A 14,350-nucleotide genomic window follows, 5' to 3' on the forward strand; every position below is an offset into this window, starting at 1 on the left:
CTGGCAATCAGGCGTTGTTAAATTGTGGCAGGGCATCGACCGCCTGTTTTGGCGGCCCGGGATAACCCGACAGATGCCAGAAATCCCGATGACCATAAAACGCCACGTTGCTGACCTTGGTGAGGGCAATGTAGCCGTTGTTGAACAGGCCAATACTGCTGGTGCGCCAGCGCTCCAGAAACGCATCGGCCTCCGTGGTGGTCACATTCGGCCAGTTTGACCAGACCCGGGCAATGGTCACCCGGGTCAGCCCGAAGTTGAGCAGATCGAACAGCCGGCGCAGCTCCTTCTGATTGGCTGGCCCGAAATTGAGGATCCCGGCATCAATACGTTCAATCGTCCCGGCGATGGCGATATTCCGGGCCTGCGGCTGCTCCGGCAACCCCGGACCAATCATGGCCGGCAGCAGTGCCTCGAACAGGGTGATGTCATCCCGGTTCAGAAACCGGAACTGATAGCTGGCGTCCATCCGGGTGCCGACGGCACTCAACCTGCCGGCCGGCCGCGTGGCACAACCGCTCAGCCCGGCGGTGACACTGACAGTACCCAGAAACAGGGCTCCGCCGAGCCCGGTTTTCAGAAAGCTTCGGCGGTCCAGATCAGGGAATTGAGACTGGCGTGAGTTATGGGGATTTGGTTCGTGCATGGATGGCTTCTCATTTTTATTTTATTGAGGGCAGGGAAAGTGACCCCAGCCCTCGACAGACTCCCAAAGCCGGGATCTAGCGAATAAACAGCTTATAAACCATCTTGTGTGCCGCCGTTCCATGGGGCGCATAAACAAACTTGCCGCTGTTGAACTTCTGCTTGGTAAAAATAGCCCGGTGATGAGAGAAAGTCAGGAAACCCTCGCGGCCATGGTAATGCCCCATGCCGGAATCCCCGATACCACCAAATGGCAGGTCATCCTGAGCCACATGCATCAGCGCATCATTGATGCACATACCGCCCGAGTGGGTGTTATCCACAACATGCTGCTGTTGCGACTTGTCATAACCGAAGAAATACAGCGCCAGCGGCCGAGGACGGTCGTTGATGTAATGGATGGCCTCATCCAGACCGCCATAACTCACCACCGGCAGAATCGGCCCGAAGATCTCATCCTGCATCAGCTTCATATCCGGCGTGGTTTTCAGAACCAGCGTCACCGGAATCTTACGGGTTCCATCCTTCATATTCTCCCGGGCCGGATTGATCTCCACCAACTCCGCACCCTTCTCCCGGGCATCCTCCAGATAACCCTGCAGGCGATCGTACTGGCGCTCATTGATAATCGCCGTGTAGTCATCATTATCCCGCAGACTTGGATACATTTCTGAGAAACGGGCCCGGAACTCGTCCACAAAAGCCTGAATCCGATCGGCCGGGCAGAGCACATAATCCGGGGCCACGCAGGTCTGCCCCGCATTGAATGCCTTACCGAAGGCAATCCGCTGGGCGGCATCCTCCATCGGCACATCCGGTGACACGATCGCCGGCGATTTACCGCCCAGCTCAAGAGTCACCGGCGTCAGGTTCTCGGCTGCCGCCTTCATGACCAGCTTGCCCACGGATGTGGACCCGGTGAACAGCAGATGATTAAACGGACGTGACGAAAAGTCTGCCGCCACGTCGGCCTCGCCATTGATCACCGACACCAGATCCTCCGGGAAGCTGGCTTCGATCAGTTCCTTGAACAATGCCGAGGTGTGGGGGGTGTATTCCGACATCTTGATCATGGTGCGGTTGCCCGCTGCCAGTGAAGCCACCAGTGGCCCCACGGCCAGGTACAGCGGGTAGTTCCAGGGTACGATCACGCCGACCACGCCCTTGGGCTGGTAGTGAACCTTGTTACTGGCCGGCTGGAACAGAATCGAAACGTGGCGTTTTGACGGCTTCATCCAGCCACTGAGATTTTTGAGGGTGTAATTGATGCCCTGGATTGAGGGCATTACCTCCGCGATCAGGGACTCGTCCCTGGAGCGGCAGCTGAAATCGCGGTCAATGGCATCCAGAAGTCGGTCCTGGTTGCTCAGCAGCACACGCTTGAGGCGTTTCAGGTTCTCCTGCCGTTCGGTGAGGGAAGGCATGGGGTTGTTGCGGAACGCCTTCTTCTGATCCTCGAGCACCCGGTGGGTATGCTGGATCTGTTTCTTGCTCTCAGTGAGCTGGACGACGGTGGCTCCCATGGTGCTCTCTCCTCGTGTGGCGCCAATCTGGTTTCAGTCGGCAGCCTGTTATTCAGGGCGTTGAACGGCTGGCGAAAAAGTGTTCAATTTGCGTCTGAGGGTATTATTAGAGTATATACTCTAGTGAGTCAAGCGAAGGTGGCTGGCGAATCGGGCCATCTGTGACCTGAACAACAACAAACGCCGAAGGGTGTATGAAAACAAGAGACAAGATACTGCTCTCCAGCCTGGAGCTGTTCAACGAGCGGGGCGAGCGCAACGTCACCACCAACCATATCGCGGCTCACCTGGCGATTTCGCCGGGCAACCTCTATTACCATTTCCGCAACAAGTCGGACATCATCTACGAGATCTTCCTGGAATACGAAAAGCTTGTGGATTTCTACCTGGATATCCCGGAAGACCGGGCCATGACACTTGATGATATGACGTTCTACCTTGAGTCGGTTTTTGATGGGCTTTGGAGTTACCGGTTCTTTCACCGCGATCTGGAGTACCTGCTGGATGGCGACCAGCGCCTGCGCCAGGACTACCGGGAGTTCACCAATCGCTGTCTGGCGTCGATCAGTCGCATCTTTGAGAAGCTGGCGGACGCCGGAATTATTGAACCCCAGGAAGATGACCTGCGTGCGGCCATGTCGTTGAATGTCTGGCTGGTGATCACCAACTGGATGGCGTTCCTGAAAACGGCCCATGCGGCTGAGGAATCGGCCTGCCTGACGCTGACCGAACTCAAGCAGGGGATCTACCAGGTGCTTACCCTTGAGATTCCCTACCTGACGCCGGCCTATCGTGATCAGGTGATGGCTCTGAGAGAAAAGTACCGGCCATCGCTTCCTGAGATCAATTTGGCGAGTGAAAATGCAGCATCGTGTAAGTGAAAGCCGAAGAGATGATCAAAAAATGATCTTCTCTGGAACTTTCTTCGAATACCTCTCTCAAAGGGAAAGACGTTAGGAATTCGGACATTCCTTGCGTCTCCTGAGTGAGTTCTCAGGTTTTAGCACGTCGCAAACCCTGACGTTTCACCGGTCTGCTTATTGGTAGGCCGGTTTTTTTATCCCGCCGTTTCTGCTTCTGTTCATTGATCAAAAAACGCCCTTGTAAGTGGTTTCCGAATTCGATACGCTGACTATGTTACCGGTAACATGCGCCGGCACAACAACAATCAGGAGACCCGATTATGTTCCCGACCAGACTCGCTGCTGGCTTGTTGTCAGCTACGTTTGCTTTCAACGCCTTTGCTGCGGACTACACCTTCAAGTTCCAGTCTTCCGACCCCTCCGGTGTCAAGAATTTCGAGATCCAGCAGGAGTGGGCTGACCGCGTAGAGGAAATGACCGGCGGCCGCGTTGCCATTGATCTGCTGCCCGTGGGCAGCGTGGTCAGTCACACCGAAACCCTCGGCGCCATGAAAATGGGTGTCCTTGATGGTCATGTGTCCGTGACCGGCTACTTCTCCGGCAAGGACCCCGCGTTCGGACTCATTGGCAATACCGTGGGTGCCTGGTCCAGCCCGGACCAGCTCATTGATTACATCTACTACGGTGGTGGCTATGAGTTGATGAACGAGCTCTATGCACCCTACGGTGTGAAGTTTGTTGGTGGCGGTGGTACCGGCCTTGAATCATTTGTCTCGAAGAAACCCCTGGATGGTGTCGAAGACCTGAAAGGCCTCAAGATGCGGGCACCAGAGGGCCTGGTGCAGTCCGTGTTTGCTGCCGCCGGGGCGGCTCCGGTAAATCTGCCGGGTTCCGAGGTCTACACCGCTCTGAGCAAGGGCGTGATTGATGCCGCCGATTACACGGTGTTTTCCACCAACCATGAAGCCGGCCTGCATGAGATTGCGGCGCATCCGGTGTATCCGGGCTTCCATTCCCTGCCCCTGATCGAAATTGCCATGAACCTGAAAGACTGGGAAAAACTCCCGGAGGACATTCAGGCCATCATGACCGTCTCGGCGCGGGACTTTGCCCAGGACATCAGCACCCAGCTGGCCATGGCGGACAAGAAGGCCGTCAAGGAAGCCCGGGCCAACCCCGATATTACCGTGCATGACTGGTCGGCCGAGGAACGCCGGAAGTTCCGGACCATTGCCCGCGATCAGTGGGAAATCTACGCCGAGCAATCCCCGAACGCTGAAAAAGTCTATCAGTCCGTGACCGGCTACCTGGAATCCCAGGGCCTGCTTTGAGGACGATGCCCAGCAACCAGTAACCGGGCAGGCGAGGCTTGCCCGGTGCGGAGTTCATTATGTCTGCTGCAAAGCTTTCCTCCGGGCCGGAGCGCAATCCGGACCATGGTGATCTGCTGCCCGAATCCGACGAGGATGTCGGTTTTACCCGCCTCGACCGGGCAATCGTCTGGCTGGGCAAGAGGCTGAGCCTGGTGTTCGCCGCGATCGTTCTAGTGTCGTTCTATGAGATCGTACAGCGGTACGTGTTCGACTCACCGACACTCTGGGTACATGAAACGGTTACTTTCGCCGGTGCCACCCTGTTCGTGCTCGGTGGGCTCTATGCCCTGGCGACCGACCGGCACGTGCGTATTGTGCTGATTTACGACGCAGTGTCGCCACAGGTCCAGCGCTGGCTTCGTGTGGTTCACCACCTGTTCGGGCTGGCGTTCTGCAGCATGATGCTCTACGCCAGCTGGTTCATGGCCAAAGGCGCCGTTCGTGCGCCATGGGGTGGCTGGCGCCTGGAGACCTCGGGGTCGGCCTGGAATCCGCCGTTTCCCGCCTTTCTGAAAGTGATCATTCTGGTGGCCATCGTCATCATGACCCTGCAGTTTGTCCTGCATCTGATTCGTGATCTACGCCATCCGGCACCACCAAGGGAGAATGACGATGTTTGAGCTGGCTTCTCTCGGGATTGGCTATGGCAGCCTGCTGATGCTGCTGATGCTGATTGTGCTGTTGTTGACCGGCATGCAACTGGCTTTCGCCACGGGTCTGGTAGCACTGGTCTTTGCCCTGGGCTGGTTTGGTGTGGACGCACTGCCGATTGTCAGCAGTCGCCTATACAGCTTTATAGGCAACTACGTTTTTCTGGCGGTGCCGATGTTCGTGTTGATGGCATCCCTGTTGGATCACTCCGGCATCGCCCGGGACCTGTTTGATGCCATGGCCCGCTTTGGCCGGAAACTGCGTGGCGGTGTCGCCCTCCAGACCCTGGTGGTGGCGGTGATCCTGGCGTCCATGTCAGGCGTGATTGGCGGCGAAACCGTGTTGCTGGGCATTCTGGCCCTGCCGCAGATGCTGCGCCTGGGTTACGACCGCAAACTGGCCATTGGTACCACCTGTGCCGGTGGTGCGTTAGGCACCATGTTGCCACCGAGTATTGTCCTGATCATCTATGGTCTGACCGCGAACGTCTCTATTGGTGACCTGTTCAAGGGCGCGTTCCTCCCGGCCTTGATCCTGGCGTTGCTCTACATGAGCTACGTGCTGGTCAGGGTCTGGCTGAAGCCGGAGATGGCTCCCATTCCCTCGGATGACGACCAGCCGGACGCCCCGGCGCCGAACTTTTTCAAGGCCCTGCTGTTTCCGATTCTCTCGGTGGTGGTGGTGTTGGGCAGCATCTATGGCGGGGTGGCTTCGGTCACCGAGGCGTCGGCTCTGGGTGTGATGGGCATTGCCATCAGTACCTGGATTCGTGGCGAGCTGTCTCTGCCCATGGTACGCAAGGCTACCATCAGCACCCTGCGGGTGTGTGGCATGATCATCTGGATCGGCATTGGCGCCACCGCCCTGGTTGGCGTTTACAACCTGATGGGCGGGATAGAGTTCGTCCGCGAGATGGTCTTTGCTGTCAGTGGCGGCGATGGGCTGACCACCATCCTGTTCATGATGCTGATCCTGCTGATTCTGGGGATGTTCCTGGATTGGGTCGGCGTGGCTCTGCTGACCATGCCGATTTTTGTGCCTATCGTGACGGAGCTGGGCTACAGTCCGATCTGGTTCGGTGTGGTGTTCTGCATGAACATGCAGGTGTCCTTCCTGTCTCCACCCTTTGGCCCGGCGGCGTTCTACCTGAAAACGGTGACGCCGAAAGACATCACCCTGGGAGAGATCTTCCAGTCGCTGTTGCCGTTTATTGCTCTGCAGATTGTCGCGCTTGCCCTGCTGATCGCGTTCCCGCAACTGGCATTGTGGTGGCAATAACATGAGTGTTTGCAAAGTCATCGTCATGGGCGTGTCCGGTTGTGGCAAGAGTCTGATTGGCACCCGGTTGGCGGAACGCCTTGAAGTGCCGTTTTTCGACGCCGACGACTTCCACAGCCAGGCCAATGTGGCCAAGATGGCCAGTGGAGTTCCGTTGACCGATGCTGATCGCAGTGGCTGGCTGGACGATCTTGCGGAGCTGGTCCGGGTTGAGCAGAAGGGGCTTGTACTGGCGTGTTCCGCCCTGAAGCGGGCCTACCGTGACCGGCTGCGGGCGGGCAATCCGTCGCTGCAGTTTGTCTACCTCAGGGGCGATATGGATACCATCTGGTCCCGGCACTCAAGTCGTGAGGACCACTATTTCAACGGTCGAACCATGCTCGAAAGCCAGTTCCGTGCCCTGCAGGAGCCGGAACCGGACGAGGGGGCGATTACCGTGGATGTCTCCGAACTGCCGGACCGGATTGTCGAGCGTTGCCTGTCAGCCCTGGGCGCTCCGGACCGGACTGGGGAAAGCTGAATGGCGAGTGCTCGCGTATGATGGAGCCCTGATTGTTACCAGGAAACCGAATGGTGAAGAAGAAACGCCCCACATTGCAGGATATTGCCGATCGGGTCGGTGCCACGAAAATGACCGTGAGTCGGTGCCTTCGGGGCGGCGATAATGTGTCCGAGCACATGCGAGAGCGGATTTTCGCCGAAGCCGAAGCTCTGGGTTATATCCCGAACCGGGCGCCCGATCTGTTGTCCAAGTCCACCAGCCACGCCATCGGGGTGTTGCTGCCATCCCTGACCAACCAGGTCTTCGCCGATGTCATCAAGGGCATCGAATCGGTCACCGAGCCAGCCGGCTATCACCTGATGCTGGCCCACTATGGTTACAGCCGGGAGGTGGAAGAACGAAGTCTGGCGTCGCTTCTGTCGTACAACGTCGACGGCGTTATTCTGTCTGAGAGCCAGCACACTGATCGAACCCTTCGGATGCTGGGGACCGCCGGCGTTCCGACGGTGGAAATCATGGATACCCACACGCCGCCCTTTGAGCAGGCCGTGGGCTTTGACAACGTACTCGCGGCCTACGACATGGTGCGGGAAATGATTCGTCGCGGCCGCCGCCGTGTGGTGTACCTGGCGGTCCGGCTGGATGCCCGTACGCTGCAACGCCAGGAAGGTTACACCCGGGCGATGGAGGAGCAGGGACTGCCCCCGGTTACGTTGCGAAGCGAACAGCGTTCTTCATTCAGCGTTGGCGCCACATTGCTGGAGCGCATCCTCACCGAAGCGCCGGACACCGACGCTATCTTCTGCACCAACGACGACGTGGCCATTGGCGCCTTTTTCGAATGTCAGCGGCGGGGCATTCCAGTGCCCGGGCAGATCGCCATCGCCGGCTTCCACGGCCACGATGTTGGCCAGGTAATGGTACCGACACTGGCCAGTGTGATCACGCCGCGGGAGCAGGTGGGCCAGCGAGCAGCCCAGGCCCTGATCGCTCGCCTTTCCGGGGCTGCTATCGGTGAACGATTCATCGACCTTGGTTATCGGATCGAGCCCGGTGGAACCCTCTAAACGGTCTCCGGTTAAACGACTTCCAGCCAGTCCGTCAGTGCCTCCCGGCATTCATCAACGCCGCGTTTTGAGGTCGCAGAGAACATGATCAGGTGTTGCACACAGGTGAACGCCTCCAGGTTTTTGGCAATACCCATCATGGCGGTTTTGGCCTGGCCAAACTTCAGTTTGTCGGCCTTGGTGGCCAGAATCATCAGCGGAAGGTTGTTATGCTCGCACCATTCCACCATCATTTGGTCGAAATCGGTCAACGGGTGGCGGATATCCATCACCAGAACCAGTCCACGCAGGCAGCGACGGTCGTTCAGGTAATGCCCCAGATGTTTTTGCCAGTCATCCTTCATGTCTCTGGAGACCTTGGCATAACCATACCCGGGCAGATCCACCAGGCGACACTGCTCCCGGTTGAGGGAGAAGAAGTTGATCAGGCGGGTGCGGCCGGGGGTTTTGCTGGTTCTCGCGAGTTTGCCATTCACGGTAATGGCGTTGAGTGCGCTGGACTTGCCGGCGTTGGAGCGGCCAGCAAAGGCAACTTCCGCGCCGATGTCCGGTGGGCATTCGTCCAGACGGGAGGCGCTGACCAGGAAACGGGCGCTGTTAAAAGAGACGGTTTTTTGAGTCAGATCAGGGTCCACAGCGGTTGGCTTTCCTTTGGATTTCAGTTATCAGGGATTAATGTATAATGCTACACCAATTCCGGGCGGCGCGCTGCGCGCGACCGCTGTCAGCCCCGGTTTTGAGCCTGACTGGTCAGCGCCTGCCGGCTGCACAACGAAGAATACCCTTAAAAGATGAGAGAAGCGGAGCGAGCATGAAAAAACTGATCGCAGGAGTTGTTCTCGGTGTTGCCCTTACAGCGGTGGCTCACGGGGCAGGAGATCCTCAGGCAGGCGAACAGAACGCAGCAGTATGTGCCGGTTGTCATGGCCAGGGTGGCCAGAAGCCGATTATGGGTGTTTACCCGAAGCTGTCCGGTCTGGGCGAAAAGTATCTTTATAACCAGCTGGTGGCCATCAAGGCGGGTGATCGAGTCATTCCGGAAATGACCGGCCTGCTGGATAACCGGTCAGAACAGGAACTGCTGGATCTGGCAGCCTATTTTGACAATCAGGACATGATTGTCAGCCAGGCAAATCCGGATCTGGTTGATGAGGGCGCGGCACTGTACCGTGGTGGCAACATGGCCACTGGTGTTCCGGCCTGTGCCGGTTGTCATAATCCTCGGGGCAGCGGCAACGAGCCAGGTGGTTACCCGGCTCTGGGTGGCCAGAACGCCGAGTACGTGACCAAACAGCTCAAAGCATACCGTGACGGCGCCCGCAACGCCGGTGCCAATGCTGCCATCATGATGGATGTGGCGTCAAAGCTGACGGACGCTGAAATCGAAGCGGTTTCCAGCTACATTTCCGGTCTGAACTGATCCACTGGGTGTGCGCAAAAAACCCCGCCTCGTGCGGGGTTTTTTGTCCCTTTCGATACTGTAACTGCAGGCGTGTGGAACTAATCGGGTTCGCTGGGTCATAATCCTTCTATAACGACATTCAAATAACCGGAGATTTTCCATGTTTCGATCTTTCAGAACCGCCTTCCTGCTTCTATTGGTTCTGTCTGTGTCTGGCTTCGCCAGTGCAGCAGAGTGGAAGGAAGGTACGCATTACGAGCGTCTGGATACACCTGTGCCTACAAACAGTCAGTCAGGGGTCGAGGTGGCGGAAGTATTCTGGTACGGCTGCCCGCATTGCTACAACTTCAAGCCACTGATTGAGAACTGGGAGGCCAATGCGCCGGATTACGTCAATTTTGTCAAAATTCCTGCTGCTCTCGGGCGGAGCTGGGAGCCCCATGCCTATGCCTTCTATGCCCTGCAGGCCATGGGTGAGCTGGACAAGGTTCACGATGCCCTGTTTGATGCCCTCGCCGGCGAGCGCCGCCCGCTGAATACGCCGGAAGCCCTGGCTGATTTCGTTGCGGAGTACGGTGTGGATCGGGACGAGTTTCTTACCAATTACAAAAGCTTTGGCGTGAATGCATTGATGCAGAAGGCCCAGGCCAAGATCCGTGGTGCGCGGGTCACCGGAACACCGACTATGCTGGTAAATGGCAAGTACAGGACCAGTGCATCCCTGGCCGGCAGCCATGAAGCTGTCCTGGAAGTGCTGGACTACCTTGTTGCCAAAGAGCACGAGGGCGCCGAATAGGGCCTCATTATTTGGACTGAAGCCCGAATACCGAGGGCAGCTGGCTGGTTGAGACCGCCATTATGTACAAGCATATCCGAAAGCAGTTGAATGGCATCCTGCGGCCTTCCGGCGGGCCCCGGGGTGCCTGTTCCGGAACCGAACATGTGCCGGAATTCGAACCACACCGTTACATTCGCCTGCTGACCTTCAACATTCAGGTGGGTATCAATACCTCCTCTTACCGTCATTACCTTACCCGTAGCTGGCAGCATTTCCTGCCCCACCGAAACCGCATCGAGAACCTGGATCGCATTGCGTCATTGCTGCGTAACTACGATGTGGTGGCCTTGCAGGAATGCGACGGTGGCAGTCTTCGCAGCGGCTACATCAATCAGGTGCAGTATTTGGCCGAGGCGGCAGGCATTCCTTACTGGCATCAGCAGTTGAACCGCAATCTCGGCCAGATCGCCCAGCACAGTAACGGTCTGCTCAGCCGATATCGGCCGCTGGATGTGACCGAGCACAAACTACCGGGGCTGATACCAGGCCGAGGCGCCATCATTGCCCGCTATGGAACCGAGCATGATCCGCTGGTGCTGGTGTTAATGCACCTTTCCCTGAGTAAGGCGGCCCAGCAACGACAGTTGGGCTATATCCGGGAGCTGATTGCGGACTACCAGCATGTGGTTCTTATGGGGGACATGAATGCCCACGCTGAACACTTGCTGACTCAGACACCTCTGAAAGAGACCAATCTGGTGCCTCTGCCGGATACCGCCCACAGTTTCCCCAGTTGGCGACCGGAGAAGGCCCTGGATCATATTCTGGTGAGCCCGTCCCTGGAAATCCGGCGCGCGGAGGTGGTCAGTTATCCGATGTCGGATCATCTTCCCATCGCTATGGATGTGGCGTTGCCGGAGGGGTATCTGGAGAAATTCTGAGGGAGGTTATAAGCCCACAAAAAAGCCCGGCACATCGACCGGGCTTTTTTGTGGATGCCGGATCAGGATTTACTTGATCTTGGCTTCCTTGTACGCAACGTGCTTGCGGACAACCGGATCGTACTTTTTGATCTCGATTTTTTCCGGAGTGTTACGCTTGTTCTTTTTGGTCGTGTAGAAGTGACCAGTGCCTGCTGATGATACCAGCTTGATTTTCTCGCGCATGATGCGGCTCCTTAAAATTTCTCGCCGCGGGCACGAAGATCGGCCAGCACAGCGTCAATGCCTTTTTTATCGATGATGCGCATTCCCTTGGTGGATACACGCAGCTTCACGAAACGCTTCTCGGTTTCAACCCAGAAACGATGGTTCTGCAGATTCGGCAGAAAACGACGACGAGTGTGGTTCATCGCATGGGATACGTTGTTACCGGATACCGGACGCTTACCGGTAACCTGACAAACTCTGGACATACTTGCCTCCGACCTGAGCAATGGTCTCAATAATACGAATTCGTTTTTAATGCGTCTCTGGTTGCTAGGGAACTGTCAGGCTCCCATTCGCGCCTCTAAACTGAAGGCTGCTCGCCAGACGCCGCCAGAAAGGGACGCTTTTATACCAGAACCCGCCCCCCAACGCAAAAAATTGTTGGGAATTTGGCCAATTTTCTGGCATTGACGTTCACTATCTCACGCCAGGCTTTACATCAAACCCCGTTCAGCCAGAGATATTACCTCACCGTGGCCCACAACCATATGGTCAAGAACCCTGATATCCACCAGACCAAGGGCTTCCTTAAGGCGTCGGGTCAGGGAAATGTCGGCCTGGCTGGGCTCTGCTACGCCCGATGGGTGGTTATGTGCGAAAATAACCGCCGCTGCGTTGTCCTCCAACGCCTGTCGCACCACCTCCCGGGGATACACGGCGGCGCCGTCGATGGTGCCCCGGAACAGTTCCCGGTACTGGATGACCCGGTGGCGGTTGTCGAGGAACAGGCCGGCAAATACCTCGTGAGGGTAGGTGCCCAGGCGACTGGTCAGAAACCGGCGGGTGTCTTCCGGCGAGCGCAGAGGATCGCCCTGGCGAAGTGGTTCGTCCATGACCCGGCGGGCCATTTCCATCGCCGCCTGAACTTGGGCGTATTTGGCGGTTCCCAGGCCTTTTACCTCACAGAACTGGCGGCGGGAGGCCGTCAACAGGCCCCGAAGCCCGGAAAATTCATCAACCAGGTAGCGGGCCAGTGACATGACCGGCATGCCGGTGGTCCCGGTGCGAAGAAAAATGGCGAGTAGTTCGGCATCGGAGAGGGTTTGCGCGCCATGGGCGAGCAGGCGCTCCCTCGGACGTTCGTCCGTGGGCCAGGCGGGGTCTGTCATATGGGCTTCCTTGCATTGGGTTTTGTGATCGGGTGCTTCCTGCACCGAGACAGTGGTCTCAGGGTTACAAAGGTTACTTTAAAAAGTAACAATCGGTAAACGTATGTTCAGTGTCTGCGGGCTGTCGGTGCCGCCGGAGCATGCTATCTTATAAGCCTTTCTTTTTATGTGGAAACGGAGCCCCTATGGCCGCCAGACGAATCCTTTTGGGAGTGACCGGTGGTATCGCCGCCTACAAGAGTGCCGAACTGGTGCGCCTGCTGAAGAAAGCGGGGCATGAGGTCAGGGTGGTCATGACCCGTGGCGCCGAAGCCTTTGTGACACCGCTGACGTTCCAGGCGCTCAGTGGCGAGCCGGTACGTACCTCCCTGCTGGATCCCGAGGCAGAAGCGGGCATGGGTCATATTGAGTTGGCCAAATGGGCCGATCAGTTGATCGTCGCCCCGGCGTCCGCGGATTTCATCGCCCGCTTTGCCCAGGGTATGGCAGACGATCTGCTCACCACCGTGTGTTGCGCAACCGAGGCGCCCATCGCGGTGGTGCCGGCGATGAACCAGGCCATGTGGGGCAATGCCCGCACCCAGAGAAATATCCGGCTGCTTGAGGAAGATCCGCAGGTTGAGGTGTGGGGCCCCGATCAGGGCGAGCAGGCCTGTGGCGATACTGGTCCCGGCCGGATGCTGGAGCCTGAGTCGATCCTTGGTCTTCTGGACGCCGGAAACGGTACAGCGCTGACCGGCAAGCGGGTGGTAATCACTGCAGGTCCCACTCGCGAACCCATTGATCCGGTCCGTTACATCAGTAACCACAGCTCCGGAAAAATGGGCTACGCCCTGGCCAGCGCAGCCCGTGCCGCGGGTGCCCATGTGGTTCTGGTCAGCGGTCCGGTTACCCTTCCTGCACCTGCTGGAGTAGAGGTGCGCGGTGTGTTAACGGCACAGGATATGTTGCGCGAAGCCTCCCGGGCGGTGGATGAGGGGTGTGACCTGTTTATTGCTACCGCGGCGGTGGCCGACTACCGGCCGGAAAACTGCGCGGGCGACAAGATCAAGAAATCCAGTGAAGCCATGTCGCTCTCGCTGGTACGCAATCCCGATACCCTGGCGACGATCGCCGGGCGTACCGATGCACCGTTTACCGTGGGCTTCGCAGCGGAGACAGCCGATGTCGAGCGCTATGCCACCGAGAAAATGCAACGCAAAAAGCTCAACATGATCGTGGCCAATGATGTCTCGGCTCCCGGCTTGGGTTTCAACAGTGACAATAACGCGGTAACGGTGTTCTGGCCCGGCGGTAATGAGTCTATGGGGCCAGACAGTAAAACGAACATTGCCCGGCGTCTCATGGCAATGATTGGCGACCATCTTGGCGAGGTTGCCCGCTGATACAGTGTCGGGCACGAGCTCTCAATAAACAGGATCTTTCATGAGCAGGAAAAATCTTCAGGTACGCATTCTGGATGACCGAATTGGCAACCAGATACCCTTTCCCGAGTATGCCACCGAAGGATCTGCGGGCCTTGATCTGCGGGCTTGTCTTGATGAGCCGCTGACTCTGGAGCCGGGCGATACGCAGCTGATCAGAACCGGGCTTTCTATTCACATTGCTGACCCGTCTCTGGCGGCCATGATCCTGCCCCGCAGCGGTCTTGGCCACAAGCACGGGATTGTGCTGGGCAACCTCGTGGGGCTGATTGATTCCGATTACCAGGGTGAACTGATGGTTTCCTGCTGGAACCGTGGGCGCACCAGCTTTACCGTGGATGTCGGCGAGCGGCTGGCACAGCTGGTGCTGGTTCCGGTGGTTCAGGCCGATTTTGAAGTGGTTGCCGAGTTCGACACCAGTGTTCGGGGAGAGGGCGGCTTTGGTTCCACCGGCACCCGGTGATTGGGAAGCCGGCCACGCAGAGTGGGACGCCGGCGTCTATACTTTGCGGATAACTGCTTGTCCA

At 57.7% G+C, this 14,350-nt stretch carries 17 protein-coding genes; 11 read left to right on the top strand and 6 right to left on the bottom strand.

Annotated features, from left to right (window positions below; translation table 11 throughout):
• Positions 1-7: 7 nt before the first annotated feature.
• Together CLH62_RS13245 and CLH62_RS13250 are read right to left on the bottom strand one after the other, a co-directional pair.
• A complete protein-coding gene (locus CLH62_RS13245) occupies positions 8-646 on the bottom strand; it encodes a hypothetical protein (protein ID WP_099618606.1) in 639 nt (212 codons plus the stop codon).
• 76 nt (positions 647-722) lie between these two features.
• Positions 723-2,168 (bottom strand): coniferyl aldehyde dehydrogenase, encoded by a 1,446-nt coding sequence (locus tag CLH62_RS13250; protein ID WP_099618607.1) that lies wholly within the window; start codon positions 2,166-2,168, stop codon positions 723-725.
• A 194-nt stretch (positions 2,169-2,362) separates the two neighbouring features.
• Here CLH62_RS13250 and CLH62_RS13255 point away from each other — a divergent pair, with 194 nt between their 5' ends.
• The 6 genes from CLH62_RS13255 to gntR all read left to right on the top strand — a co-directional run bounded on the left by CLH62_RS13255 (position 2,363) and on the right by gntR (position 7,902).
• Complete coding sequence (locus tag CLH62_RS13255; protein WP_099618608.1) at positions 2,363-3,049, top strand: TetR/AcrR family transcriptional regulator; 687 nt, start codon at positions 2,363-2,365, stop codon at positions 3,047-3,049.
• Positions 3,050-3,351: 302 nt separating this feature from the next.
• Positions 3,352-4,362 carry a TRAP transporter substrate-binding protein gene (locus tag CLH62_RS13260; RefSeq protein ID WP_099618609.1) on the top strand — a complete coding sequence of 337 codons (1,011 nt, stop codon included), beginning with the start codon at positions 3,352-3,354 and terminating at the stop codon, positions 4,360-4,362.
• Positions 4,363-4,421: 59 nt separating this feature from the next.
• Positions 4,422-5,024, top strand: a complete 603-nt coding sequence (locus CLH62_RS13265) for a TRAP transporter small permease subunit (protein ID WP_099618610.1) — start codon at positions 4,422-4,424, stop codon at positions 5,022-5,024.
• Positions 5,017-6,333 (top strand): TRAP transporter large permease, encoded by a 1,317-nt coding sequence (locus CLH62_RS13270; RefSeq protein ID WP_099618611.1) that lies wholly within the window; start codon positions 5,017-5,019, stop codon positions 6,331-6,333. The genes CLH62_RS13265 and CLH62_RS13270 overlap by 8 nt, the downstream gene beginning before the upstream one ends.
• A gap of 1 nt (position 6,334) precedes the next feature.
• The gene (locus tag CLH62_RS13275) at positions 6,335-6,853 is read left to right on the top strand and encodes a gluconokinase (RefSeq protein WP_099618612.1); all 519 of its coding nucleotides are present in this window, start codon (positions 6,335-6,337) and stop codon (positions 6,851-6,853) included.
• Between the two features lie 50 nt (positions 6,854-6,903).
• On the top strand, positions 6,904-7,902 hold the full coding sequence (gntR, locus tag CLH62_RS13280) for a gluconate operon transcriptional repressor GntR (protein WP_170005801.1): 999 nt from the start codon (positions 6,904-6,906) through the stop codon (positions 7,900-7,902).
• A gap of 11 nt (positions 7,903-7,913) precedes the next feature.
• On the opposite strand, the gene yihA is transcribed toward gntR, so the two are convergent.
• A complete protein-coding gene (yihA, locus tag CLH62_RS13285) occupies positions 7,914-8,537 on the bottom strand; it encodes a ribosome biogenesis GTP-binding protein YihA/YsxC (RefSeq protein WP_099618613.1) in 624 nt (207 codons plus the stop codon).
• A 176-nt stretch (positions 8,538-8,713) separates the two neighbouring features.
• Between yihA and CLH62_RS13290 the strand changes: the two genes are divergently transcribed.
• From CLH62_RS13290 to CLH62_RS13300, 3 genes are all read left to right on the top strand, one after another.
• Positions 8,714-9,322 carry a c-type cytochrome gene (locus tag CLH62_RS13290; protein ID WP_099618614.1) on the top strand — a complete coding sequence of 203 codons (609 nt, stop codon included), beginning with the start codon at positions 8,714-8,716 and terminating at the stop codon, positions 9,320-9,322.
• A 142-nt stretch (positions 9,323-9,464) separates the two neighbouring features.
• The gene (locus tag CLH62_RS13295; RefSeq protein ID WP_099618615.1) at positions 9,465-10,100 is read left to right on the top strand and encodes a thiol:disulfide interchange protein DsbA/DsbL; all 636 of its coding nucleotides are present in this window, start codon (positions 9,465-9,467) and stop codon (positions 10,098-10,100) included.
• Positions 10,101-10,162: 62 nt separating this feature from the next.
• On the top strand, positions 10,163-11,023 hold the full coding sequence (locus tag CLH62_RS13300; RefSeq protein WP_099618616.1) for an endonuclease/exonuclease/phosphatase family protein: 861 nt from the start codon (positions 10,163-10,165) through the stop codon (positions 11,021-11,023).
• Positions 11,024-11,092: 69 nt separating this feature from the next.
• Here the strand turns inward: CLH62_RS13300 and rpmG are convergent, their stop codons facing one another.
• From rpmG to radC, 3 genes are all read right to left on the bottom strand, one after another.
• On the bottom strand, positions 11,093-11,248 hold the full coding sequence (rpmG, locus tag CLH62_RS13305) for a 50S ribosomal protein L33 (RefSeq protein ID WP_008173465.1): 156 nt from the start codon (positions 11,246-11,248) through the stop codon (positions 11,093-11,095).
• Positions 11,249-11,259: 11 nt separating this feature from the next.
• Positions 11,260-11,496, bottom strand: coding sequence for a 50S ribosomal protein L28 (gene rpmB / locus CLH62_RS13310; protein WP_099618617.1), 237 nt, complete (start codon positions 11,494-11,496; stop codon positions 11,260-11,262).
• Between the two features lie 228 nt (positions 11,497-11,724).
• Positions 11,725-12,399 (bottom strand): RadC family protein, encoded by a 675-nt coding sequence (gene radC, locus CLH62_RS13315; protein WP_099618618.1) that lies wholly within the window; start codon positions 12,397-12,399, stop codon positions 11,725-11,727.
• 185 nt (positions 12,400-12,584) lie between these two features.
• On the opposite strand from radC, the gene coaBC reads away from it, so the two are divergent.
• Positions 12,585-13,784, top strand: a complete 1,200-nt coding sequence (coaBC, locus tag CLH62_RS13320; RefSeq protein WP_099618619.1) for a bifunctional phosphopantothenoylcysteine decarboxylase/phosphopantothenate--cysteine ligase CoaBC — start codon at positions 12,585-12,587, stop codon at positions 13,782-13,784.
• 40 nt (positions 13,785-13,824) lie between these two features.
• Positions 13,825-14,286: a dUTP diphosphatase gene (gene dut / locus CLH62_RS13325; protein WP_099618620.1), complete on the top strand. Its 462-nt coding sequence runs from the start codon at positions 13,825-13,827 to the stop codon at positions 14,284-14,286.
• The last annotated feature ends 64 nt before the right edge of the window (positions 14,287-14,350 follow it).

Origin of the sequence: Marinobacter guineae (assembly GCF_002744735.1) — a bacterium.
GTDB classification, from domain to species: Bacteria; Pseudomonadota; Gammaproteobacteria; order Pseudomonadales; family Oleiphilaceae; genus Marinobacter; species Marinobacter guineae.

Excerpts from the sequence above, each read along its gene's own strand:
- CLH62_RS13245 (WP_099618606.1), bottom strand. The coding sequence starts at position 646 with ATGCACGAACCAAATCCCCATAACTCACGCCAGTCTCAATTCCCTGAT.
- CLH62_RS13250 (WP_099618607.1), bottom strand. The coding sequence starts at position 2,168 with ATGGGAGCCACCGTCGTCCAGCTCACTGAGAGCAAGAAACAGATCCAG.
- CLH62_RS13255 (WP_099618608.1), top strand. The coding sequence starts at position 2,363 with ATGAAAACAAGAGACAAGATACTGCTCTCCAGCCTGGAGCTGTTCAAC.
- CLH62_RS13260 (WP_099618609.1), top strand. The coding sequence starts at position 3,352 with ATGTTCCCGACCAGACTCGCTGCTGGCTTGTTGTCAGCTACGTTTGCT.
- CLH62_RS13265 (WP_099618610.1), top strand. The coding sequence starts at position 4,422 with ATGTCTGCTGCAAAGCTTTCCTCCGGGCCGGAGCGCAATCCGGACCAT.
- CLH62_RS13270 (WP_099618611.1), top strand. The coding sequence starts at position 5,017 with ATGTTTGAGCTGGCTTCTCTCGGGATTGGCTATGGCAGCCTGCTGATG.
- CLH62_RS13275 (WP_099618612.1), top strand. The coding sequence starts at position 6,335 with ATGAGTGTTTGCAAAGTCATCGTCATGGGCGTGTCCGGTTGTGGCAAG.
- gntR (WP_170005801.1), top strand. The coding sequence starts at position 6,904 with ATGGTGAAGAAGAAACGCCCCACATTGCAGGATATTGCCGATCGGGTC.
- CLH62_RS13290 (WP_099618614.1), top strand. The coding sequence starts at position 8,714 with ATGAAAAAACTGATCGCAGGAGTTGTTCTCGGTGTTGCCCTTACAGCG.
- CLH62_RS13295 (WP_099618615.1), top strand. The coding sequence starts at position 9,465 with ATGTTTCGATCTTTCAGAACCGCCTTCCTGCTTCTATTGGTTCTGTCT.
- CLH62_RS13300 (WP_099618616.1), top strand. The coding sequence starts at position 10,163 with ATGTACAAGCATATCCGAAAGCAGTTGAATGGCATCCTGCGGCCTTCC.
- rpmG (WP_008173465.1), bottom strand. The coding sequence starts at position 11,248 with ATGCGCGAGAAAATCAAGCTGGTATCATCAGCAGGCACTGGTCACTTC.
- rpmB (WP_099618617.1), bottom strand. The coding sequence starts at position 11,496 with ATGTCCAGAGTTTGTCAGGTTACCGGTAAGCGTCCGGTATCCGGTAAC.
- radC (WP_099618618.1), bottom strand. The coding sequence starts at position 12,399 with ATGACAGACCCCGCCTGGCCCACGGACGAACGTCCGAGGGAGCGCCTG.
- coaBC (WP_099618619.1), top strand. The coding sequence starts at position 12,585 with ATGGCCGCCAGACGAATCCTTTTGGGAGTGACCGGTGGTATCGCCGCC.
- dut (WP_099618620.1), top strand. The coding sequence starts at position 13,825 with ATGAGCAGGAAAAATCTTCAGGTACGCATTCTGGATGACCGAATTGGC.